Below are 23538 nucleotides of genomic sequence, written 5' to 3'. Positions count from 1 at the left end.
CCAAAAACTGAAGTTAAAGCTACGCCAAAAACTGAAGTTAAAGCTACGCCAAAAACTGAAGTTAACATTATATCTAAAAAATAACTAAAACTTGTATTAACGCTATAGATTTAAACTGAATCAAAGATTTACTTTTAAATTATAACTATTATTTTACAATGACTTGAACTGGTATTAAAACTTTATGCTGCATAGCAGCAAAAAAACATTGACGACTCTGTTGTGAGCACTTATACTCAATTTGAATTGAATTGCTGCACCGCAGTATAATATAAAACTAAATAGGAACTATCATTATGTTTACACAATTAACTGAACAATTTACTACTGCAATGAAATCATTAAACAATACAGACCAGTTCACTGCAGCAATGAAGCCATTTAATACCCTTGTAGAACTTAATACTAAAACGGTTGAGCAATTAATCAATCAGCAATCAGCATTAATGACTACGATCCTGAACGACAGTGCAGCTCAAACTAAAGCATTGTCAGCTCAGAAAGATTTAGCCGCAGCGATTGAGTCACAAAAAGCTTACACTGAAGCGCTTCAAGCGAAAGTTACTGCTTCAGCTAAAGAGACTTATGATGTTGTCACTAAAACGTCTGAAGAAGTAACCAACTTAGTTAAAGATTCTATGGCGAACGCGACTAACACAGCTAAAGATTCTATGGCAAAAGCGACCAGCACTGCTAAAGAAACTATGGCAAAAGCGACTACCGCTGCTAAATAATTTATGACTAATAAATAAGCTTATTTGTGCTTGTTAATGAAAAACCAGTATCTTGATACTGGTTTTTTTTGTCGCTAAAAAGTAAAAGACAAATAGTATCCGCTTCATTAATTAGGTGAGCTATTGTATACGCAGGAAAAAAACAGATATAAGAGTTTTATTTTAATCAGTAATTTTTCTAATCATTGATTAAAATAAAATAGATAACGAAGTAGATAACGAAGTAGATACCAAAATAGAGAGTTACTTTAACCAAGTAAAATAATCATAAAGTTAGTAAGCTTGGAATAAATTTTAAACAAGTTATACCAAAAAATACTAGCGTAATTAAACCCTCATCAAAAAATCACGCGCTAACAATGTTGCTTCACCTCATATTACTCACAAAGTATTTCACCACAGAAAATACCAGAAAGATCACGATGATCACACTCAACTAGCTCTAGCTTGTATTCACATACCTTTGCAGAGCTACATGGAAAATTGACAACAGCGGCAAGCTTACCAAAAAAAGTACTCTACCTTTCATAAAATATGTACTTTATCAATCCTCTGATATGACTAAATGGGTCATGACGCACGAGTAAAGGTCACTAATACCGATTTAAAGGCAAAAAAGTCTATAATTAATGTAAAGCCAATTCAGTGCTATATAACGTTTCTTAACACGGTCATGGAAGGTTCGATAAACTTAATCACCGTTCATTATTTCTAAGAAGACCTTAACCTTTTCAACTAGTAACGTAAACGATACGAGCAGAGTTAACAGTCGTAATAATACAAACAGCTAACGAAGTTCTTTCCCATCAGAACACGCTATACAACGATTGTTAGTTACTTCCCCGAACATTGACGACAAGAGTACTTTATTTAACTTAAGTGTATTTATTTGATTGATATTTGGGAGTCGACTAATTGAGTGGCATATCAGATTAAAATATAAATTTTATCTAAGATGAATACAAATATAAAATCTATATCAGGGAAATATCTGCCGAGATTGATAACTCGCCAGGAATAATTAGCAACCAATTAGCAACCAAACTAAAAAAGGCCGATTGATCAAGAATCAGCCTTTAAATGTCAATTTAAGATCAATAGTTTACATCTGAATTAGCAACCAATTTCAAGTTCAAATTTAAAAGTACAACACTGCTAGTATAAGCCTGTGACTGATTAATGTTCCTAACTACACATATCTTTTTTCACAGCTTAACTAACTGTTGCTTCAGAACTTAGACTTACCCAACGACCAGCAACACTCGAACTAGCTAGTTGAAATTATAATTTTAATTGCTGAAAATCCTGTTCCGAATTAGATAAAACTGGACTTAGCAGCTTTCACTCCCCCTACAAAATCGATGCTTGTTGAATAGATCTAATACATCGTTTATCATGAATAGAGAGTTATTTCAGGGCTCAACTGCTCCAACTTGAAAGCGAATTAACGGACGCTCTGCTCAGCAATAATATTCTCTTGAGAAGATATTCTGCGTGAAATTATTAGACTGTTTTATACTTGGAACGAAATATTATTATCCATAACAATCCTTACAAAAAATCGGTCCCAATTCAATCCGATCAAAAATTTTCTCTAATTAGATGAATGAATCTTATTTATGACTTCAAACAAACAAAGTGACGAAAACGGCAACTCGGATGCAATAAAGCATAACTCTGATGAAGTAAATCACGAAGAAGGCCCCAGTGCAGGAAAAGCTGAGAGGTCTTTAGCGCTTGGTATTTTTCACATAATTGAGCGAATAATATTAATGATCGTCGCTGTGATGACGCTTGGAGCTGTGGCATTTGAAATCCATACAATTTATGTAGCCCAAACCATCATTCTTGCAGACATACTACTAATGTTTCTTTATCTCGAAGTTATCGGCATGGTAGCTGTATTCTACTCGGATCCACGCTCGGCGTTTGTTTACCCTATTTTTATTGCTATCACAGCAATCGCTCGATTGATTGTTCTGCAAGGTAAAGATATGGCACCTGAGAATATTCTGTACGAGGCAATAGCTATCTTGATTCTTTCCATTTCAGCAATAGTAATTATCCGAACGCGCAATGACGGATAATAGTTAGGGATAACAAACATGAGGTATTTAAATGAAACTGTCAGAACATGCAAAACCAGGCTTATTACTTGCTTTGACACCCGTCGTATTAACTCTGTTTATTCTTGGGACGCAAATATTTTACTTTGGCATTTTCGAGCCTCACATCCCTCTTGCCATTGGCTTAGCTATTACTAGTATTGTTGGAATTAAGCTAGGACTGAAATGGAAGGACATAGAGAAAGGTATTTTTCACGTTATTCACGTCGCTTTACCTTCGGTATCGGTTTTAATAACAGTTGGGATGATCATAGGAGTTTGGATTGCCAGTGGTACGGTACCAAGTATTATTTATTTTGGCTTAAAAGTACTTTCGCCTGAACTATTCCTGGCTGCTAGTATGGTAATTTGCGCCATAGTTTCCCTTGCTCTTGGCACTAGTTGGGCGAGTGTAGGTACTGTTGGTTTGGCCTTAATGGGGATTGGAGAAGGCTTCGACATCCCTGCATATTGGACTGCTGGCGCTGTAGTTTCAGGTGCATTTTTTGGTGATAAAATTTCACCACTTTCCGACACCACTAATTTAGCCCCTGCGGTTACTGGCACCGACGTTTTTTCTCATATAAAAAATATGATGGCAACAACCATCCCAGCAATGCTGATCGCACTTATTATATATTTACTAGTTGGATTTTTCGTCATCGACACCCAAAGCATTTCATTTGAAAAAATTGATGGTATCACTAGTGTCTTAGATGAAAACTTTTATATTTCAGGATGGGTATTATTGCCAGCTTTGATTGTGATGGGCTTAGCTATAAAGAAATACCCCCCCATGCCATCACTATTCGCCGGCGTTGTAGCCGGTGGGGCGACAGCAATGATTGTTCAGGGACAGAGTTTACAATCAATTTTTGATTTTGCGAACAATGGTTATTCAATAAATACCGGTATTGAAGAAATTGACAGCCTGTTAAATCGAGGTGGTATTCAATCCATGATGTGGACAATTTCTTTAATATTGATTGCTTTGGGCTTTGGCGGAGCGCTAGAGAAAACAGGTTGTTTGAGGTCGATTATTAATGCTATTAAGAGTAAAGTCACTAGTTTTTCTGGCATTCAAACCGCCGCTATTGGAACCGCGTTTGCGACTAACCTAGTAGCCGGTGATCCCTACTTATCGATTGCTTTACCAGGAAGAATGTACTCTCCAGTTTACCGTGGTATGGGTTATTCAACGTTAAATTTATCACGTGGGATTGAAGAAGGCGGTACATTAATGTCTCCGCTAATTCCTTGGAATGCGGGTGGCGCATTTGTAATTTCAGCCCTAGGTCTTGGCATTGCTGATGGCAATATAGAAAATCTTTTGTACATACCACTTGCTTTTGCCTGCTGGACTGCTCCCCTGATTGGAATTTTCTATGCTTTTACTGGGTTATTCTCGCCCAAAGCAACTGACGAAGAAAGAGAAGGCTGGAAATCCTCTGGTGAAGCGATAGCCGAATTTAATGCTGATGGTACACCAAAAATTGTAGACGAAGATACAGGCACTGAGAACTAGGATGCCAATGACGAGTCAGAAAAGAGCAAATTTTAGTTATAGCTTAGTTATTTAAGCGTCGGATGAATTCGTGGAATTTGATACCGTATTGAAATATATGTAGAAGAGATTGATGACGCCAAAGGCGCCATCATAGATAAATGTAATTCGATCCGCTGGGTTTAAGAAAGTGCAGATTTTGCTGCAGCCAACTCGGTTTGGCTGTTGGCAGTGAGTAAATCACCATCAGAGGATTCAAGATGCGCACGAATGAACCATTGGAACTGCTCAAGATCAGTCAACTGACCAATTAGCATGTCTTCCGATACCGGATCAAGTTCTGCCATTTCACCCATTGCTTTGCGATGATCACTGTTTACCCCGTTATACACTAAATCAAGGGCGGCCAAATGCTCGATGGCCAATGCCTTACCTAGCGAATAGTCATGCCAAGTACGACGGTCAGCAATAGATTGCGGAGTTCCTACCGGTGATCCGCCCAAAGTAGCTATTCGCTCTGCGATGCTGTCGGTCATCTCACGCACAGCTTCTACTTGAGGGTCTAGCATTTCATGAACGCCGATGAAATTGGGGCCAACAACGTTCCAATGAACGTGCTTTAGCGTAAGGGCCAAATCGATCAGTGCTACCATACGGTTGTCTAAAGTCGATATTGCTCGGTTAGCAGACGCTTCATCCATGCCTGGCACTGTAAATTTAGTTGTTTTTTGCTGATTTATTTGATTACTTATAGTCATTATTTCTCCTATATGCTTCAACATAACCGGAGAGGTATAGCTAGCCAAAAATGGCATAAAGTGCCCCTCCCTGACTCATCCACACTATCAAATGTGCAAACCCTTTGTCAAACAACAGAAACCGTCTTGGATATCACGAGTGAAACATTTATGATGTCTGCAAAAAAGCATTACCCGCATCGATACCGGCACGATAATCATGCTGTAAATCCATATCCGAACTGCCTAAGCTTTTACTTCGAAGATGGTCTTTAGCAAAAATTTGAATAAGCTCAACATCGTCAGGAGGGTCAGCGATAAAGGCGAGCTCTTGGCGATAAGCTTGCTCATGCTGAACCAAATAATCAATGGTTTTTGGGCAATGTCCAGACGAGTAAATCCATGACTTTAGTTTGTTTATCCAAACCGACTGAGCATGAAGATCAGCATTAACAGTGCGAATAATAACTATTTTTCGAGCACCGCGGCGATAGGCTTCACGCACGGGTAACGGCTCTGCCAGGCCACCGTCAAGGTAATAATCAGCTTGAGGTGCTTGTGCCTTATTAAACGAACGAGCAGTTAACCTAGGCGTAAGTTTAACTCCTTCTTTATATAAAAAAGGTAATGCACTCGAGGCTTTAAGCAATTTTCGCCAATGAGTACTATTGCCGTTTGGGCGCAAAAAATAACCTTGCCTATCACGTGAATTTGTTGCGGTGATCAATAATTCTCGTTTTCCCAATGATTTCTTTGCCGCCGCAAAGTCTAAGGCAAACCTACCTTGAATGGTGTTATCAAAGTACCAATCCAAATCCACAACATTGCCCCCAACTAATCCACGGCCTAGCTTATAAAAACGCTTTTGACGTGATAAACCACGGATTAATTGTTTGGCATAGCCTTTTTGACGAGATAAAAAGCTCGTGATATTTTGCGAGCCCGATGACGTCCCTATAAATAAATCGAAAGGATCAAAATCATTCTCTAACCAAGCATCTAACACACCTGCAGTGAATATTCCTCGTTGACCACCACCTTCAGCAATCAGCGCTATGTTTACGCTCAAATCAATTCGCCCTTTTATTGTTGACCTTACACTTTGTTGTTCGTGAAGATAACTCCCCGAACACCTTTTTTGGCTCAGACAAATGCAATCTAAAACAGAAAACTTCTAACATTAGTTAAAGGTTAATTTATTAACATACAAATGCTATCACAATTCAATAAAAAACCATTAAACCTTGAATTAAATAAATAATAAATATTAACTTAACATTGATTAAGGGCGTTAAAGTCTAAAAGTAAGCTACAACAATAGGTAGATGTGTAATTACAAACCCAATCAAACTATACACTCAACAAGAAAAAGCGTCTAACTGGAAGTCCATTGTGACCGACAAACCCCTTTGACTGAGTTTGTTTAATATTGTTTCTTTAAGCTTGCTTGAATACCTTTGATAATTCACGAACGTTAACTTACCGCACCCTGTGTATTTATAAATTAATTGAGGCAACCACTATCCTGATACAAGGGGGGGGTTTACATTCAGAACTCATGTACCATACTCCATGGTCTTAAATTTTTAAAAGACTATGGAGTTATGATGAAAACAACAGGATATGCAGCAAAGAGCCAAGGCTCTCAACTCACTGAGTTTTCTTTCGAGCGCCGCGATTTACGCGATAATGATGTAGAAATTGAAATTCTTTACTGTGGTGTGTGCCATACAGATTTACACGCCGTACGAAACGATTGGGGCGGCAGCGAATACCCTCTAGTACCTGGACACGAAATTGTAGGTAAAGTAATGTCGATAGGTAGCGGCGTTACAAAATACAAGCAAGGCGATACAGTCGCTGTTGGTTGTATGGTCGACTCATGTAAAAGCTGTGACCAATGCGATAACCACGAAGAACAACTGTGTCGCGAGGGTATGGTTGGAACTTACTCGGGTAAAGACAGAATAAGTGGAGAAATGACCCAAGGCGGTTATTCAAAACATGTTGTTGTGCGTGAAGAGTTTGTACTCTCCGTTCCTGAAAGTTTAGAGCTATCACGCGTTGCACCACTCTTATGTGCTGGCATTACTACGTATTCTCCACTACACAAATGGGACGTTAAAGAAGGTAGCCGTGTTGCAGTCGTTGGCTTAGGCGGACTTGGCCATATGGCAGTTAAAAACGCTGTCGCTATGGGAGCAACCGTCACCGTCATTGGCCGTAGTGAGTCTAAAAAAGATGATGCGATAAACTTAGGCGCACAACATTACTTAGTATCAACAAACGATGATGAAATGGAAGGTTCGAAGTCTGCATTTGATATCATCATTGATACCGTCCCTGTAAAACATGATTTATCAATTTATACACCCCTACTCGATATAGACGGGACACTTGTTATTGTTGGACAAATAGGTCCAGTTGACGAAGTTAACACGGTACCATTATTAATGGGTCGTCGTCGTATTGCAGGCTCATTAATTGGTGGCATTAAAGAAACTCAGCAAATGCTTGATTTTTGTGGTGAAAACAACGTATTGCCAGAGTGTGAAATGATCAATATTGACGAAATTAATACCGCCTACGAGCGAATGGAACGCTCTGATGTTCGCTATCGTTTTGTTATTGATATGGCGTCGTTAAGCGCATAATTATTTAATGAGTAATTAATAACTAAAACCAGCACTGTAAGCAGAGCTGGTTTTTTTTGCCGCGCCGAGTGCATAGTTTTTATGACATTTTAAAACAGCGACAGACAAGTAAAGTTATATTAAAAATAAAGCAAAAATCACTTGAAAGCGCTTTTATAATGTTAGTGTGAGTTTCAAACTTTAATGTCTTGTTGCAAACATTAATAGCCAGTTTCATACATTAATATGCTCGCACATTCTCCTGACTCTACGACAACATAAATGGCGCCGTCAGACTGGTCTTCGATTTTGCTACTTGTGCTGGTGGTCCTTGTGCGACAACTAATCCACCTTCATCACCAGCGCCAGGTCCAATGTCGATAACCCAATCGCTGCTGCTAGCAACCTGCATATCGTGCTCAACCATAATAACGGTGTTACCTGAGTCAACCAATCCATTTAATTGCAGCATTAACATCGACACATCTTCTTGATGCAGGCCCGTAGTTGGTTCATCAAGCACATAAAGCGTATCGCCGCGCTGTGACCGCTGCAATTCTGTTGCAAGTTTAACCCGCTGAGCTTCACCTCCCGACAGTTCTGTGGCAGGCTGACCAAGTCTGAGGTAGCCTAGTCCAACCTGCAGCAACGCATCTAGTGCCCGCACTACTGAAGGTTCATTTTCAAAGAATTCGCGCGCAGTCTCTACCGTCAAAGCAAGGACTTCGGCGATGTTTTTGTCGCGATATGTTACCTCAAGTGTCTTGTCGTTATAACGCTGGCCTCGACACACTGAACAAGGGGAGTAGACACTAGGGAGAAATAACAATTCCACACTAACAAATCCCACGCCTTCACAATTCGAGCAGCGTCCCTTAGCAACGTTGAAAGAAAAACGACCAGCGTCATAACCGCGTGCTTTCGATTTTCGAGTCGAGGCAAATAACTTCCGCACATGATCAAACAGGCCGGTGTAGGTTGCAAGGTTTGAGCGCGGAGTGCGACCAATTGGCTTCTGATCAACGCTGACTAATCGTCGCACCAGTTCCATGCCCGCAACGATCTGTCCGCTGGTTGATGTTTCTAACTCTCGTTCAAGTAAGGCCGTCTCGCCACTGGGCACCTCAACGGTCTTTTTTTGACCCAGCGCATCGTAAACCAGTTCGACAAGTGCCTGACTCACTAGACTAGATTTACCCGAACCTGAAATGCCAGTAACAGTTGACATAACACCGAGAGGGAACTCAATATTTAGCCCCTGAAGATTGTTTCGTTCAACCCCTTCTAACTTCAACCATGCTGTAGGCTTTCTTGGCAACTGTTTTGCGCTAGCAAGGGGTGAGAAAAGATGGCGACTGGTATGTGATCCTGTCACTGCACGCAAACCTTCTAACGGTCCGTTGTAAATCACTTCGCCACCGTGGTTGCCCGCGTTCGGGCCAATGTCTACAATCCAGTCAGCATGTTGAATAACGCTGACATCGTGCTCAACCACGAATAAGGAGTTGCCAGCTCGAATCAGTTCATCCAATGCCCCTAACAAGGATTGAGTATCGGCTGGGTGCAGACCTGCCGAAGGTTCATCTAATACATAAACGACGCCAAACAGCTGTGAACGGATCTGTGTTGCCAAGCGCAAGCGCTGTAGTTCTCCCCCTGACAAGGTTGGTGTGCTGCGCTCCAAAGACAGATAGCCCAAACCAAGCGTTGTGAGCGCTTCAACGCGAACCAAAATATCTCGGGTAATTCGCTGAACAACAATATTTTTTTCTTGATGCGGGTCACTTTTTTTTGAGGCTTTATTGGCAGCATAGCGCAAGCGTTTAGCTAGCTCATTTAAAGTTAAGCGCGACAGTTCACCAATATCAAGTCCAGCAAATTTAACCCTTAAAGACTCTCGTTTTAATTTCTTTCCCTTGCAGTCTGGGCATTCAGAAATATACATGAATTGGGAAACACGTTTTTTAGTTCTTAGACTTTGGGTGGTCGCAAAGGAGTGCATAATAAAGTGTTTAGCGCTCGCAAACGTGCCCATATAATGAGGCTTTTCACCCTTATCAATCGCCTCTAACGTTTGCGCAAAATCATATTCGGGGTAAACCGGCACGGTTGGTGTTTCTTCAGTAAACAGGATCCAGTCACGCGTCTTCTTCGGTAGCATCTTCCACGGTTTATCAATGTCGTGTCCAAGAGAAACCAGTATGCGGCTAAGGTTCTTACCTTGCCACGCAGGTGGCCATGCTGCAATGGCACCCTCTCTAATCGTCTTAGTATCATCAGGAACAAGCATCTTTTCTGTGACTTCAAAAACTCGCCCAATGCCATGACATTTGGGGCAAGCACCTTCTGGTGTGTTTGCAGAAAAAGAATCTGCATACAGAATTTTTTGCCCTTGCGGATACTGCCCAGCACGAGAATAAAGCATGCGTAATGCATTGGAAATTGTTGTCACACTCCCTACAGAAGAGCGAACAGAGGGTGTGCCTCTTTGCTGCTGCAGTGCGACCGCTGGTGGCAGACCGTCGATTGAGTCGACGTCTGGTTCATCTACTTGATCGATTAATCGGCGAGCAAAAGGAGAGACTGAATCAAGATAGCGGCGCTGTGATTCTGCAAACAGAGTCCCGAAAGCAAGCGATGACTTTCCAGAACCAGAGATGCCCGTAAATACAACGAGTGCGTTGCGGGGTAAGTCTATATTGATATTTTTCAGGTTGTGAACGCGAGCTCCGCGCACTTGAACACAGTGTTCAGCATCACAAGGGACGCTATTTACTTTCTTTGGGGCGATAGTTGATCCTCCTTTAGCTTTACTCATTTAAACTTTTACTTCTTTTTGTTGCGTCACGTTGTCTAAGTAATAGTGCCATGACCCATACTGATTGAGGCCCAACCTATTCTAACTAACACAGCACATAAAACAGTGTTATTTTGTATTCCGCTAATTAATAAATGGAACGCTTAAAAAACTAAAATCTTGAAAGCAATTAATATTAAAATAACTTTTACCACTTTATCTATTGTTCTTTTTAAATTCTGAATTATGTGAAATCCGTTGATTAATAGACGAAAATAACCGATTTCTCTCACTCAATGATATCAAAGAGAGGTAAATATAAAAAAATGAGGAATCATATATTTTCATGTTATGAAAAATGACGTTTTATTCTACCTATAGACAAACTGAGCCCTAGTTCTTCACAAACGCTTCAGCAGTAACACCATCTTCCTAAGCTTTGAGTAACGCCATACGATTAAGCTCAACAGAGTATCTTTGATAACGTTTACCTTTTGTCATAAAACATCTCCTGATGTATCCGTACAACGATTATTGTCTGTCCACGAAAGTGGGATAAGACGACTAAGTTCCAAAGATTAATTTGTCTCATTTATAGTCCATAAGCTTTGACTTTCTCAGTTTCAAACTTTAAGCGATTTTACAAAATTATAGGTAAGATAATTATAGGTAAGATAATAGGTACGATAAATCCAGGGTTGCAAGACCTTTCAGCTTCAAAAATTAATACATCCTTACAAGTAGCATGAGTCCAGGTCACTTGCACCGGTATCATTGAGTCTTTAAACATGAGATGGTGTGGGGTCTTATCTAAAATTTATCTCGACTCGATTTCTGCTAAGACTTAAAAAATTCGTAATTAATAAAAACTTAAGGAGGAAGATGAAGTATTTCTTTTTCATCGCAGCGCTTGGCTTACTTATAACTGCCGGCTGTGGAGATAACGCTGATAAAAGCACATCAGAGGCTTCTCAAGATAATGAATTGCAAACAAAAGAGCGCCCTGCACACCAAGTAGGCGTGGTAACAATAAAAGAGCAAGCAATCGCTTTAAATCATGAGTTGCCTGGCCGCGTGAAAGCATTTATGACGGCTGATATTCGTCCTCAAGTGAGCGGTATCATTCAATCACGATTTTTTGAAGAAGGTAGCCTTATTGAAGAAGGTCAGCAACTCTACCAGATTGATCCAGCAAGATATCAGGCCGATTATCAAAGTGCAAAGGCGAGTTTGCAAAATAGCAAAGCTGAACTTGAGCTTGCCCTTGCATTCCAAAGCCGCTATCAAAGCCTGATAAAAACCAACACAGTAAGCGAGCAAACGTTTGATAGCGCAAAGGCAAGTGTGGCAAAAGCCAACGCCGCTGTTGCCCTCTCGCTGGCTGAGGTAAAAAAAGCAAAAATCAACCTTGATTACACAAAAGTACATGCCCCCATTTCAGGCTATATTAGCCCATCGACGGTGACAGAAGGTGCCCTCGTTACTGCGCAACAACAAACAGCTTTAGCAACAATCAGACAACTTGACCCAGTTTACGTCGACTTGTCTCAGTCGGCCGCCGATGCGAAGACTTTGCAGCAAAGTTTGATGACCAGTCGCATGACCAAAGGCGAGGACGCAAAATTTGAGGTAACGCTTTTATTTGGCAATAACGATTTTATCTATCCCCACAAGGGTAGCATGTATGCTACTGATTTAGCCGTAGATGAAAACACAGGTACGATTCGGTTGAGGTCTGTCTTTCCAAACCCAAATGGGGCTTTGTTACCTGGCATGTTCGTGCGTGGAACCATTAAGGAAATAGGAATTCAAGAAACAATCATAGTGCCGCAAAAAGCCGTCAGTATAGAGGCCGATGGCTCAAAGGTGGTTTGGGTTGTCGATGCTAATAATATAGCAAACAAGCGTGCAGTGGTCACCAGCGGCACTTACAAAAATAATTGGGTAATCAAAAACGGTCTTAAAACGGGTGATACCGTTATTGTAGTGGGGGCAATGATGTTGCAGCCGGGCGCCAAAGTCGCGCCTAAAAACATCAAATCGAAGGATTCAACTAATACGTCCTCTGGAGCAACGAAATCTGATGACCATGCTACCGCTAATGCTGAAAATAACAAAACGAGCTCGAATTAATGATCTCTAAATTTTTTATTAACAGACCCATTTTTGCGTGGGTTATTGCCATCGTTATTATGGGTTTAGGCTCTCTAGCCATTACATCACTGCCGGTTGAACAATATCCAAATATAGCCGCACCTAAGATATCAATATCGGTTACTTATCCAGGCGCATCGGCGCAAACACTCGAAAATACGGTGACACAAGTAATCGAGCAAAATCTGACGGGTATCGATAATTTACGTTATATCCAATCTCAAAGTTCCTCATCAGGACGTGCAAATATCAATCTTACTTTTGAGCCAGGAACTGACGCTGATATCGCGCAGGTACAAACACAAAATAAAGTGTCGCAAGCAGAATCATCGCTTCCTCAAGCCGTCCAGAGACAAGGCGTTGCGGTCAGAAAAGCGGGCAGCAGTTACGCCCTTATCGTTAGTTTTTATTCAACGGATGATTCATATGGACGAAATGAAATCTCTGACTTCTTGGCGTCTAATCTAGAAGAACCACTCAGCCGGATTGATGGCGTAGGACAAATTAGGACATTCGGCCCTGAGCACGCTATGCGTATTTGGCTCAATCCACAATCAATGTACAATCTCAACATTACAACACAAGATGTCATTAATACCGTTCAGGAGCAAAATGTACAGCTAGCTACCGGTCAAATTGGTGGTGCGCCGAGTGTTAAAGGACAGCAACTCAACGCTACAATTACGTCGCAGTCATTACTTGAAACCGTAGCGGAATTCGAAGCAATTTTACTAACGGTTGATCAGGATGGCTCCCAAGCAACCTTAGGTGATGTTGCCCGCGTTGAAATTGGTGCAGAAAGTTACAGTGTCATTGGACGCTACAATCGCCGGCCTGCATCAGGAATTGCGATCGAGTTGACTCCTAATGCCAATGCTTTACAAACCATTCAAGCGGTGAAAGACAGAATTGAAGAATTTAGCGACATCATTCCTGAGCAATTAGAAATCGCCTATCCAGTAGATATTTCACCTTTTGTACAAGCGTCAATTTATGAAGTAATCAAAACGCTGGTGATTGCTGCCTTATTGGTTATTTTAGTCCTTTACGCATTCTTACAAACATCACGTGCGACTTTGATCCCAACAGTGGCAATACCCGTTGTGTTACTCGGCACGTTTGCGTTTCTTTATGTTTTTGGTTACTCCATCAATATTCTAACATTATTCGCGCTGGTATTAGCCATTGGTATGTTGGTTGATGATGCGATAGTGGTTACCGAAAACATTGAAAACAAATTGGAAAATAATCCTGATATGACGCCAAAGGCTGCTTCAATTAAAGCCATGAAAGAAATTTCAGGGGCGCTTATTGGCACAACGGTTGTAATATGGGCGGTGTTTATTCCGATTACCTTCTTTGAAGGTTCAACAGGCGTAATTTATCGACAATTTGCGGTGACAATTTCCGTAGCCATGGGTATTTCGCTTTTTATTGCGCTCAGTCTCTCCCCATCCTTGTGCGCCATCGTTTTAAAACAAGGCAAGACAGAAAAGAAAACAGGATTTTTTGGCTTGTTCAATCGGGGCTTTAAAAAGTTGAAGAGAGGACATGAAAACTTACTAGTGAAGTTATTGGCAAGTCGAATTATTTTACCATTAGTTTTCTTAGCCATGATTGCGGCTGCAATTAGTTTATTCGTTAAAATACCCACTTCATTTTTGCCTGATGAAGATCAAGGACGCATGTTCACCCTAGTTAGCGGGCCTGTAAGTTCAACGCTACAACAAACCGTTGAGAAAAATAAGCAAGTCGAGGACTTCTATTTAGACCAGACAAACGGTGCGGTTGAAGGAATATTCACTGCTGCGGGTTTCAGCTTTTCTGGCAACAGTCAAAATGTGGGTATCGGTTTTATTAAAATGAAACCTTGGGCGGAGCGCGGAGAAAATCAAAGCGTCTTCCAGATCAGTGAACAAGCTGGCAAGGCATTGTCAACTGTGCCAGACGCCATGATCATTCCAATTGTGCCGCCAGCAGTATCAGCGCTAGGAAACTCAAGTGGTTTTGAATTTCAACTAGTCGATAGGGCCGGTTTGGGACAAGTCGCCTTTAATGAGGCAATGCAGCAATTCATTGGAGAGGCAAATCAAAGCGATCTGCTAAATAGGGTTCGTTTCAATGGACTGCCGCCTAGTCCACAATATGATATTGATATCGATGCCGGCAAAGCGCTAGCATTAGGTGTGTCAATGGCAACAATTAATCAAACTTTAAGTACCGCTCTTGGGGGTTCTTATATCAACGACTTCATAGAAAACGGCCGCATAAAGAGAGTATACGCGCAAGCGGACGCTGAATATCGGATGCTGCCAACTGATATAAAACGATGGTACGTGCGCAATGCCTCGGGTGCAATGGTGCCTCTTTCAACGTTTGGATCAGGTGAATGGACATATGGCGCATCCAAGCTAACGCGGTTTGACGGCAATTCTTCTCTTGAAATTAAAGGTGAGGCCGCACAAGGCATTAGTTCAGGTGAAGCCCTTAACCAGATATCAAAACTCGCTGAAAGCTTGCCAAGTGGAATTGGTTTGCAGTGGACCGGCTTATCCTATGAAGAAAAACAATCGGGTGGTCAGGCATGGATTGTTTATATGATTTCAATCATAGCGGTGTTTCTAGCATTAGCAGCTTTATATGAGAGTTGGACAATTCCCTTAGCCATTATCCTAACGGTTCCACTGGGTATATTTGGTGCTGTTTTGGCCACATGGTGGTCTGGACAAGCAAATGATATTTACTTTCAAGTGGGCTTATTAATGACCATTGCCTTGGCGGCCAAAAATGCAATTTTGATTATTGAATTTGCAAAAACCAACCTCGAAGAAGGCATGAATCCCTATGATTCAGCTGTGATGGCGGCTAAACAAAGACTTCGCCCTATTTTGATGACATCACTGACATTTATTTTAGGTGTGATGCCTTTGGCATTTGCCGCAGGGCCAGGGTCAGGAGCGCAAAACGCGATATCAATTGGTGTACTAGGGGGTATTACGGCTACAACAATATTGGTTTTATTTTTCGCACCCTTCTTCTTTATATGGGTCATGCGCCTATTTAAGACTGAAGAGTTAAAAAGTGACTGTCAAAGTTAGGGCAAAAATTCAATTTTATTCAGCGCAAAACAAGTGTTTAGGTTAGGTGCTTTTTTATGGGTCAAAGTGTATTCAGATATTTTAGTGAACTAGGCTTCAGTGGTCAGTCTAGCGCTATTTTGATGAGCGAAAAATATTAACTTAATCTGCATAAAAATGATGAAGAGTACCCTAATGACAATGTGAGCTTCTGTGGATTCACACCTACTGAGTTTTACATGCAATCGAACCAGTAAATTAAATTGTAATTAACTTATGTAATTGCAAAACATTTTTAAAAAATTTGAGGTGAAGTATATGCTTTTTAATAATTCAAACATCACAGAGTCCCCTACGCGTCAAAAAATTCGCGAGTTCTATCGTATTGATGAAAGTGTTGCGGTAGCGCATATTTTACCCTTAGCTGAAGTTAACGATGATGCTGTCAGCAGAGCGTGGGAAAAAGCCCGTAAAATTTCGCTGAAAATACGTAGAGACGAATCAGGAAACGGTGCGATAGATGCCTTACTGGCAGAATACACATTATCAAGTGAAGAAGGTGTGGTGTTAATGTGTTTAGCCGAAGCCTTATTACGTGTACCAGATAAGCATACTCAAGATGCCCTAATTAGTGACAAAATATCTAAAGGGCAATGGGACAGTCATATAGGCAGCAGTGATTCACTATTCGTTAATGCCTCATCTTGGGGGTTATTAGTGACCGGAACCATGGTTGACTATGCTGATGAACGGGAAAAAGATAGCTTTGGTTTATTGAAGAAGGTTATTGGTCGATTAGGTGAGCCTGTCATTCGTAAGGCAATGAACTACGCCATGCAAATTATGGGTGAGCAGTTTGTTATGGGCGAAACGATTCAAGAAGCAACTGATCATGCGGCCAAGAAAGAGCGGCAAGGCTTCGTATATTCATACGACATGCTAGGTGAAGGTGCGCGAACTATGGTCGACGCTGAAAAGTATTTTAAAGCTTATCAAGTTGCCATAGATACCATAGGCGCAGTTGCTCGTGCGTCAGGTGAGAACGACCCGCGCAAATTGCCTGGTATTTCAGTTAAGCTTTCTGCTATCCATCCTCGTTACGAATTTGCCCAAAAAGAACGGGTAATGGCTGAAGCTGCTCCCAAACTTAAGGCACTTTGTTTGCAAGCCAAAAGCTACAATATTGGCTTAACTGTTGATGCGGAAGAATCTGAGCGATTAGATATATCCCTTGATGTTATTGAGGCGGTATTTAGTGATGATGAGTTAGCAGGTTGGAATGGCTTTTCAATGGCCCTGCAAGCTTATCAAAAACGCGCCACCTTTATAGTTGACTGGTTACGTGAACTAACCATGCGTGTTGACCGAAAAATGATGGTGCGCTTAGTAAAAGGTGCTTATTGGGATACTCAGATTAAAAACAGCCAAAAAGGGGGTTATCCGCATTTTCCGGTATATACTCGCAAGGCTTCTACTGATGTATCTTACATTGCCTGTGCGAAAAAATTATTAGAATATAGAGATACCATCTTTCCACAGTTTGCGACGCATAATGCTTATACTGTCGCTACTATTCTTGAACTGGCGGGCAATGACAAAACAAGTTTTGAATTTCAATGTCTATATGGCATGGGTGGCTCGTTATATGACCAAGTTGTTACCAATGAAAATGTTCAATGTCGCGTCTACGCACCTGTGGGTCCTCATAAAGATCTACTCGCCTATTTAGTGCGTCGTTTGTTAGAAAATGGCGCTAACTCTTCTTTTGTTAATGCTATTATTGATGAGTCACAACCGGTCGAATCTTTACTTGTCGATCCCATTGAAAAAATACATCGCTTAAAAGACAAATATAACGGCCAAATAATCAAACCCATCGCGTTATACCATGATGAAAAAGGTCTCGGTCGAGATAATTCCAAGGGCCTAGATTTAACCGATATCAATACAGTAACCCCTTTAAAAAAATCACTGGATAACTGGCTTGTGAATCACTTGTTTTCTGAAAATGATCTGCCAGAAGGGTCAATCGCTATTAGAAATCCAGCAAAGCATAGTGAAATTATTGGTTTTCAACGACATCACAGCAAGGATGAAATGCTCGCGATGGTCGAAACCGCTCAAAACGCATTCGCTTCATGGTCACAAACGCCTGTATCTGAACGCGCGGCCTTATTATGCCGTGTCGCCGATGTTCTTGAACATCATATCGACGAGTTAATTGCCTTATGCATCAAAGAAGCAGGGAAAACGGCACAAGATGGTATTGATGAAGTTAAAGAGGCAGTTGATTTTTGTCGCTACTATGCACAACAAGCGATTGAAATTGCAGAAGATGATCGTTCAGAAGCCCGTGGTGTGGTGTTATGTATCAGCCCTTGGAACTTCCCGTTAGCTATATTTATAGGGCAAGTAACTGCTGCCATTGCTACGGGTAATACTGTGTTAGCTAAACCAGCCCAGCAAACAAGTTTAATTGCATTGCGCGCTATTGAATTAATGACCTCTGTTGGATTACCCCATGGCGTTGTACAAGCCGTTATTGCAAAGGGTAGTGATGTGGGTAGCGTTATTATTCCTAATGCAGGTATACAAGCGGTTATTTTTACCGGTTCTAGTAAAACAGCAACTATGATTTCGCAAACATTGGCTGAGAGAGGCGGCGATCAAGTGCCCTTTATTGCTGAGACGGGTGGTCAAAACTGTATGTTAGTTGACTCTACCGCCCTACCTGAACAAGTCATTGATGATGTTATTTCTTCAGGATTTCAATCTGCAGGTCAACGTTGTTCTGCACTTCGAGTATTATTTTTACAAGAAGATATTGCTGATGATGTTATTACCATGCTTAAAGGCGCATTAGCAGAATTACATGTGGGTAACCCAGAAAAACTGCGTACTGACGTAGGTCCTGTTATTGATCAAAAAGCGCTAGATTCACTCAATGCTCACAGTGACTATATGAAAACCCATGGTCAACTATTATACCAATGCGATATTGCTGATGAGATAACAAATGAAATAGCAGATAACGAACATTTCTTTTTTGCGCCACGACTTTATGAAATAGAGAATATTAGCGTGCTGAAGCAGGAAGTATTTGGTCCTTGTGTACATATTGTTCGCTTTAAAGGCGATGAAATAGAAAAAGCCGTTGATGATATTAACGGCACAGGTTTTGGCTTAACTATGGGTATACATACCCGCATTGAACAGCGAGCAATAAATTTGGCGAAGCTATCACGAGCAGGTAACGTGTATATCAATCGCAATATGATTGGCGCTATTGTCGGTGTGCAACCTTTTGGTGGTCGTGGTCTTTCAGGTACAGGGCCAAAAGCAGGTGGCCCATATTATTTAACGCGTTTAGTTAAAGAAATAACAACGCCCGATGCCAAGAAACTTAATTTAATACCACAGCAAGCACAAGCCTCAAACAGCGATACCGATGCACAAGCCGTATTATTTATGGACAGAGCGAGTACAGCAGAAAAAATCTGGCGCTTAAGCGAGTTAAATACCCGTATATCTTGTGTTAGCGAAGTATTAGAAAAAATAGCTCATATCGATATCATTGATAATTTAGCAGACGATTTAACGCATACTTTAGAAGCGGCGCGCTCACAATTAATTGATATTGAAAAACACTTGAAGGAGCCAAGCGTTTTACCGGGTCCGACGGGTGAGTCTAATATGCTATATTTAGAAAATCGTGGCAACATCATCTGTTTTGCGGACGAAAATGTTACTTTTCACTTTTGGTTACTTTCTGTCGTAACGGCTTTGGCAACTGGTAATACGGTGATCTCGGTTGTTTCTGACTTGTTTTATGATCAAGCAATAGCTTTTAGAGATGAACTTATTGCCACAGGCGAAGATGAGAATATTTTTCAAATTGCCCGTTTATGCCATTTAACAACCTTGCTGGCACAGCCTGGATTATCAGGTGTTGTTGTTGATAGTCATTGCGACCGTAAACATTATATCAGTGAAAAATTAGCAGAACGTCAAGGTGCAATTTTACCTGTGATCAGTTCAAAATATTTTGATAATTTAATGCAACGATTATTAACAGAAAAAGCGATCAGTATTAATACCACAGCTACTGGTGGTAATACGTCACTGATGACCTTAGATGAAGAAGATTAGCGATTAAGGGGCAGTTTCGTTTTGGATACTAACATTCGAAGCGAAGCCCTTGACTGAGCAACCGTCATCTTAAGGTATTATTGACAAACAAAATCAGCAACGTGACGCTGACCTCTGCCCTACTTTTAGCACATGTGGTAATCGTAGGGCAGAGGATTTTACTATAGCTTCACAAGGACGTTCGAGGCTATAAATCCTAGATAATATTTACCTTAAGCCGCTCTTGTTTATAGCTAGAATAAAGTACGATGACATGCTCTTTAGCTACATTCCCTAACCTTTCCAAACCTGAAGCTAAAATTTCCATGCTCTATTCCATGCTCTGAGTCACGGCTAAACTTCTGTTGAAAACGTTTCCTCTCTGTCAGTCCCCTTTTTCTATGCTGTTTGCTTTGGCGCACAATACACTTGATAGAGGGTGGCAATGATCGCTTGCACTGCTGCGATGGCCAACGAGTAATAGATAGTTTGCGCGTCACGTCTGGTGGCCACTAACTTTTTCCAGCAAAACTGGCTGAGATGTTGTGACAAGCTATATTGTGGGATCGCTATCTGTTTGTTTAACTCTAAGACCCAGCGCTCCCCGTCATTTAACAAAAAAATCATCAACCTATGCTGATTCGCCATGGCTTTTAACCATATGGCGGCCTTTCCAGCGTTGGCATACATGTCGTTGATTTCCATTAATAGTGCTTATTTTAACTTGGATGCCACTAACATACCAAGCAGCATGCACAACACAAAGACCCAAATAGCGGGCAAACCGCCGGAAAGATTGGCTAATCCTGGCCCTGGGCAAATGCCGCTTAATCCCCAGCCAATTCCAAATAAAGTTGAGCCAATAAGCAAGGGTTTATCTACCCCTTTTTTTTGCGGCACATGAAAATCGCCTGCTAATAAAGTACTTTGACGAGGCTTGATTAGAAAATGGTAACCGGGTAAGTAGACCGCTATACCACCTAACATGACGAAGGCTAAAGTGGGATCCCAAGCGCCCAATATGTCTAAGAACCCCAGAACTCTGGCTGGGTCGACCATAGTTGAAATGGTTAAACCCGCTCCAAATAGCAGGCCCGCAATCAAGGCAGTTAAATTATGTTTCATGACAGTTATCCAATGACGTGATTGATCACAGCGACAGTAACGATAGCGCTGAGCATAAAGGTTAATGTGGCGACCAACGAGCGTTTAGATAAGCGGCCAATACCGCATATCCCATGCCCACTGGTACACCCTGAGCCGTAATGGGTGCCAACGCCAACGATTAATCCGGCGATAGCCAATTGCGGTAAGCCAACTGGCATGCTAGTGGGTAAGCCATAACCAAACAGGGCGGTAATTAACGGCGCGATAATTAATCCTACTAAAAACAACCAGCGCCACCAATTCGCGGGCGCCAATGAGGTGATCGCACCGTGGGTAATCCCAGATACCCCTGCGACACGGCCGTTAAATAACATCAGCAGCAAAGACGCGACACCTATGAGGCCCCCGCCCATCAAGGCCTGTATATAAATATTTTCCATCAGTTTTATTTCCTTTTTAGCTTGTTACTCTATCGGTTAAGGGGATCTTGATATATCGAACACCATTACTTTCACATTCAGGCAAAGATGCGCCCCACAAATTAACTTGTAAAGACGGATACAACAGTTTGGGCGCGCCGAGTGTTGCGTCACGCTTTTTACGTAATGCGACATACTCGGTTTTTTGCCTGTGACTACCCACATATATGTTGGATTCACGACTTTCTTTTACCGTGGTTTGATAGCGCAGTTCACGCCCATCCGGCTGATAATCGTGACATACCCAAATCTTATAATCATCCGGAAGCCTATGCAGGCGAGCGATGCTATCCCATAAAATATCTGCATCACCGCCAGGGAAATCACAACGGGCCGTACCTGCATCTGGCATAAACAGGGTATCGCCAACAAATACATTGTCTTCAATCAGATAACTGAGGCTATCACTAGTGTGACCTGGGGTACTGATGCCAGACAAAGCAGCTGAACCAAACACCAGTTGTTGCCCCTCTGCTAACAAGCAATCAAAATCAGGCTGTTCGCCAGGCCCACTAGTGGCTCGATTAAAAGTCTTGGAAAAGCGTGATCGAACCTCGGTGATCCCTTGGCCTATTACGGTCTTGGCCCCAGTTTTCGTGCGTAAGTAATTGGCCGCACTGAGATGATCTGCGTGGGCATGAGTATCCAGGATCCACACTAGTTTAAGGTTGTTATCAGCAATATATGCCAACTGCCGATTGGCAAACTCTGCTTTAACCTCCCCTGAGCCAATATCAAAATCCAACACGCTGTCGATGATTACCGCATGTTGCGCCTGACTGTCGACTACCAGGTAACTTAATGTGCCGGTGTCCTGATGAAAAAAAACTTTAACCTGAACCGCCATAATTAACTCCTTGATTAAATTACCCTTTATATCATATATTCGTAATATTTGATATAAATCAAGGTATCTACCACTTAATGTTAGTAATGTTGCTGTTAAGCGCCGTGATCATAGGTTTAAGTTTGGGTTTGTTGGGGCGGGTGGCTCAATATTAACGGCGCCGGCACTGACCTTCTTCCTGGGCATGGATGAGAAGACTGCGGACAGCTGCCCATTAATAATAGTAGGTGGCATTGAACAATGGCGTAATCTGGACCAGCCGCTGTCCACTAGCGAAAGTTGATCGCAGCCCAACCGCTGGCCATTTTACCGGTAGCAGAAATGCCGCTGAAATCTAGGATCAGAACTGTTGATAGGTAAATCAAAACTAACTGACCAGTTTGTTTTGCTTGCCAACCAAATATGGCGCGCTATCCAAGCTGTAAAATTACAAAGACATTTATCGTAATAAATCACAAAACTATTTTTTTGGGCTGCTCGTTATCATGGGTGTCCTGTTAACTGCAACGCCTCATTAAGAAGCTAAATATTGTGGGCTAAAATGGAGCGAAGCGAACAGCCCGCTCTATTTAGTCCTGCTTAAATGACTTATAAATCACTTCCACCGACCTGAAGATTTAGGTTTATTAATAAAGTCCCAAACTTCTTTATTTGCCATACCGTCGGCATATGTTGTCTGAGTTACAAGAAATGTAAATTAGATGGAAATCTTCCGGTTAATATCTTAGATATATCGCTGGAATTAATATCGTCTTCCGAAGAGACAAGTATCGCGTATGGCATGATTCCATACCAATTTTTAATAATAAATTGCGTATCTAAAAAGTCCAAAATATCTTTTCTTTGAATCGAAGGATACTTAGCAGAAGTAAATGAAATTAAATATGTTTTCATTTTTCAACTCCACTATCTGTTAATGTTCTTGCCGCTGGGTTAGCAATATTTTCAAGGGAAACTGATGGTAATTCAATAGAACCTGACTTTTGTTGAATTATTTGAAGAGATTCATGCCTAATTTGATAGTCTTCCGATTGTAGTTTTTCAGGTTTAAATATGGCAAAGAAAATAAAGCCTAAACAAGCACTAATAATAGGAAAAGTACCTACACTTATGAGTATTTCAAATACAGGAGATGAATTTTGGAATATATAAGCACCGCTAAAACATATTGGTGTTGAGATTCCCGTTAACCACAATCTATATTCAGCGCAAGGCATTAGTTATTTGGTTGAATAA

16 protein-coding genes are annotated in these 23538 nt (G+C 41.3%); 7 read left to right on the top strand and 9 right to left on the bottom strand.

Annotated features, from left to right (window positions below; translation table 11 throughout):
- Positions 1 to 296: 296 nt before the first annotated feature.
- The 3 genes from phaP (at position 297) to nhaC (ending at position 4364) form a co-directional block, all read left to right on the top strand.
- Complete coding sequence (gene phaP / locus H4J41_RS01480; protein ID WP_182135311.1) at positions 297 to 734, top strand: TIGR01841 family phasin; 438 nt, start codon at positions 297 to 299, stop codon at positions 732 to 734.
- Between the two features lie 1619 nt (positions 735 to 2353).
- Positions 2354 to 2821 carry a phosphate-starvation-inducible protein PsiE gene (locus H4J41_RS01475; protein WP_182135309.1) on the top strand — a complete coding sequence of 156 codons (468 nt, stop codon included), beginning with the start codon at positions 2354 to 2356 and terminating at the stop codon, positions 2819 to 2821.
- Positions 2822 to 2852: 31 nt separating this feature from the next.
- Positions 2853 to 4364 carry a Na+/H+ antiporter NhaC gene (nhaC, locus tag H4J41_RS01470; RefSeq protein WP_182135307.1) on the top strand — a complete coding sequence of 504 codons (1512 nt, stop codon included), beginning with the start codon at positions 2853 to 2855 and terminating at the stop codon, positions 4362 to 4364.
- 161 nt (positions 4365 to 4525) lie between these two features.
- Here nhaC and dps read toward each other — a convergent pair whose 3' ends face one another.
- On the bottom strand, positions 4526 to 5101 hold the full coding sequence (gene dps, locus H4J41_RS01465; RefSeq protein ID WP_182135305.1) for a DNA starvation/stationary phase protection protein Dps: 576 nt from the start codon (positions 5099 to 5101) through the stop codon (positions 4526 to 4528).
- A gap of 148 nt (positions 5102 to 5249) precedes the next feature.
- Positions 5250 to 6167, bottom strand: a complete 918-nt coding sequence (locus H4J41_RS01460) for a patatin family protein (protein WP_182135325.1) — start codon at positions 6165 to 6167, stop codon at positions 5250 to 5252.
- Positions 6168 to 6687: 520 nt separating this feature from the next.
- On the opposite strand from H4J41_RS01460, the gene H4J41_RS01455 reads away from it, so the two are divergent.
- Complete coding sequence (locus H4J41_RS01455) at positions 6688 to 7734, top strand: NAD(P)-dependent alcohol dehydrogenase (RefSeq protein ID WP_182135303.1); 1047 nt, start codon at positions 6688 to 6690, stop codon at positions 7732 to 7734.
- A gap of 247 nt (positions 7735 to 7981) precedes the next feature.
- Here the strand turns inward: H4J41_RS01455 and H4J41_RS01450 are convergent, their stop codons facing one another.
- Positions 7982 to 10531 carry an excinuclease ABC subunit UvrA gene (locus H4J41_RS01450; protein ID WP_182135302.1) on the bottom strand — a complete coding sequence of 850 codons (2550 nt, stop codon included), beginning with the start codon at positions 10529 to 10531 and terminating at the stop codon, positions 7982 to 7984.
- 861 nt (positions 10532 to 11392) lie between these two features.
- Here H4J41_RS01450 and H4J41_RS01445 point away from each other — a divergent pair.
- From H4J41_RS01445 to putA, 3 genes are all read left to right on the top strand, one after another.
- On the top strand, positions 11393 to 12643 hold the full coding sequence (locus H4J41_RS01445; RefSeq protein ID WP_182135300.1) for an efflux RND transporter periplasmic adaptor subunit: 1251 nt from the start codon (positions 11393 to 11395) through the stop codon (positions 12641 to 12643).
- Entirely contained in the window at positions 12643 to 15762 is a 3120-nt protein-coding gene (locus H4J41_RS01440) for an efflux RND transporter permease subunit (protein ID WP_220460860.1), read from the top strand. The genes H4J41_RS01445 and H4J41_RS01440 overlap by 1 nt, the downstream gene beginning before the upstream one ends.
- Before the next feature lie 297 nt (positions 15763 to 16059).
- A complete protein-coding gene (gene putA, locus H4J41_RS01435; RefSeq protein WP_182135297.1) occupies positions 16060 to 19890 on the top strand; it encodes a bifunctional proline dehydrogenase/L-glutamate gamma-semialdehyde dehydrogenase PutA in 3831 nt (1276 codons plus the stop codon).
- 378 nt (positions 19891 to 20268) lie between these two features.
- Here putA and H4J41_RS01430 read toward each other — a convergent pair whose 3' ends face one another.
- From H4J41_RS01430 to H4J41_RS01405, 6 genes are all read right to left on the bottom strand, one after another.
- A complete protein-coding gene (locus H4J41_RS01430; protein ID WP_182135295.1) occupies positions 20269 to 20574 on the bottom strand; it encodes a winged helix-turn-helix transcriptional regulator in 306 nt (101 codons plus the stop codon).
- 9 nt (positions 20575 to 20583) lie between these two features.
- Positions 20584 to 20994 carry a YeeE/YedE family protein gene (locus tag H4J41_RS01425; RefSeq protein ID WP_182135294.1) on the bottom strand — a complete coding sequence of 137 codons (411 nt, stop codon included), beginning with the start codon at positions 20992 to 20994 and terminating at the stop codon, positions 20584 to 20586.
- A 5-nt stretch (positions 20995 to 20999) separates the two neighbouring features.
- A complete protein-coding gene (locus H4J41_RS01420; protein WP_182135292.1) occupies positions 21000 to 21416 on the bottom strand; it encodes a YeeE/YedE family protein in 417 nt (138 codons plus the stop codon).
- 16 nt (positions 21417 to 21432) lie between these two features.
- Complete coding sequence (locus tag H4J41_RS01415) at positions 21433 to 22302, bottom strand: MBL fold metallo-hydrolase (protein ID WP_182135291.1); 870 nt, start codon at positions 22300 to 22302, stop codon at positions 21433 to 21435.
- A gap of 681 nt (positions 22303 to 22983) precedes the next feature.
- A complete protein-coding gene (locus tag H4J41_RS01410; RefSeq protein WP_182135289.1) occupies positions 22984 to 23196 on the bottom strand; it encodes a hypothetical protein in 213 nt (70 codons plus the stop codon).
- On the bottom strand, positions 23193 to 23519 hold the full coding sequence (locus tag H4J41_RS01405) for a hypothetical protein (RefSeq protein WP_182135287.1): 327 nt from the start codon (positions 23517 to 23519) through the stop codon (positions 23193 to 23195). Before H4J41_RS01405 ends, H4J41_RS01410 begins: the two co-directional genes overlap by 4 nt.
- Positions 23520 to 23538 lie beyond the last annotated feature (19 nt).

It is taken from the genome of Colwellia sp. MB3u-45, assembly GCF_014077005.1.
Taxonomy (GTDB): domain Bacteria; phylum Pseudomonadota; class Gammaproteobacteria; order Enterobacterales; family Alteromonadaceae; genus Cognaticolwellia.
The sequence above is the reverse complement of the archived record's forward strand: the minus strand, read 5'-3'. Positions and strand labels throughout refer to the sequence as shown.

Bases quoted from the DNA above. Each gene is read 5' to 3' on its own strand.
- phaP (WP_182135311.1), top strand. From the start codon at position 297: ATGTTTACACAATTAACTGAACAATTTACTACTGCAATGAAATCATTA.
- H4J41_RS01475 (WP_182135309.1), top strand. From the start codon at position 2,354: ATGACTTCAAACAAACAAAGTGACGAAAACGGCAACTCGGATGCAATA.
- nhaC (WP_182135307.1), top strand. From the start codon at position 2,853: ATGAAACTGTCAGAACATGCAAAACCAGGCTTATTACTTGCTTTGACA.
- dps (WP_182135305.1), bottom strand. From the start codon at position 5,101: ATGACTATAAGTAATCAAATAAATCAGCAAAAAACAACTAAATTTACA.
- H4J41_RS01455 (WP_182135303.1), top strand. From the start codon at position 6,688: ATGAAAACAACAGGATATGCAGCAAAGAGCCAAGGCTCTCAACTCACT.
- H4J41_RS01450 (WP_182135302.1), bottom strand. From the start codon at position 10,531: ATGAGTAAAGCTAAAGGAGGATCAACTATCGCCCCAAAGAAAGTAAAT.
- H4J41_RS01445 (WP_182135300.1), top strand. From the start codon at position 11,393: ATGAAGTATTTCTTTTTCATCGCAGCGCTTGGCTTACTTATAACTGCC.
- H4J41_RS01440 (WP_220460860.1), top strand. From the start codon at position 12,643: ATGATCTCTAAATTTTTTATTAACAGACCCATTTTTGCGTGGGTTATT.
- putA (WP_182135297.1), top strand. From the start codon at position 16,060: ATGCTTTTTAATAATTCAAACATCACAGAGTCCCCTACGCGTCAAAAA.
- H4J41_RS01430 (WP_182135295.1), bottom strand. From the start codon at position 20,574: ATGGAAATCAACGACATGTATGCCAACGCTGGAAAGGCCGCCATATGG.
- H4J41_RS01425 (WP_182135294.1), bottom strand. From the start codon at position 20,994: ATGAAACATAATTTAACTGCCTTGATTGCGGGCCTGCTATTTGGAGCG.
- H4J41_RS01420 (WP_182135292.1), bottom strand. From the start codon at position 21,416: ATGGAAAATATTTATATACAGGCCTTGATGGGCGGGGGCCTCATAGGT.
- H4J41_RS01415 (WP_182135291.1), bottom strand. From the start codon at position 22,302: ATGGCGGTTCAGGTTAAAGTTTTTTTTCATCAGGACACCGGCACATTA.
- H4J41_RS01410 (WP_182135289.1), bottom strand. From the start codon at position 23,196: ATGAAAACATATTTAATTTCATTTACTTCTGCTAAGTATCCTTCGATT.
- H4J41_RS01405 (WP_182135287.1), bottom strand. From the start codon at position 23,519: ATGCCTTGCGCTGAATATAGATTGTGGTTAACGGGAATCTCAACACCA.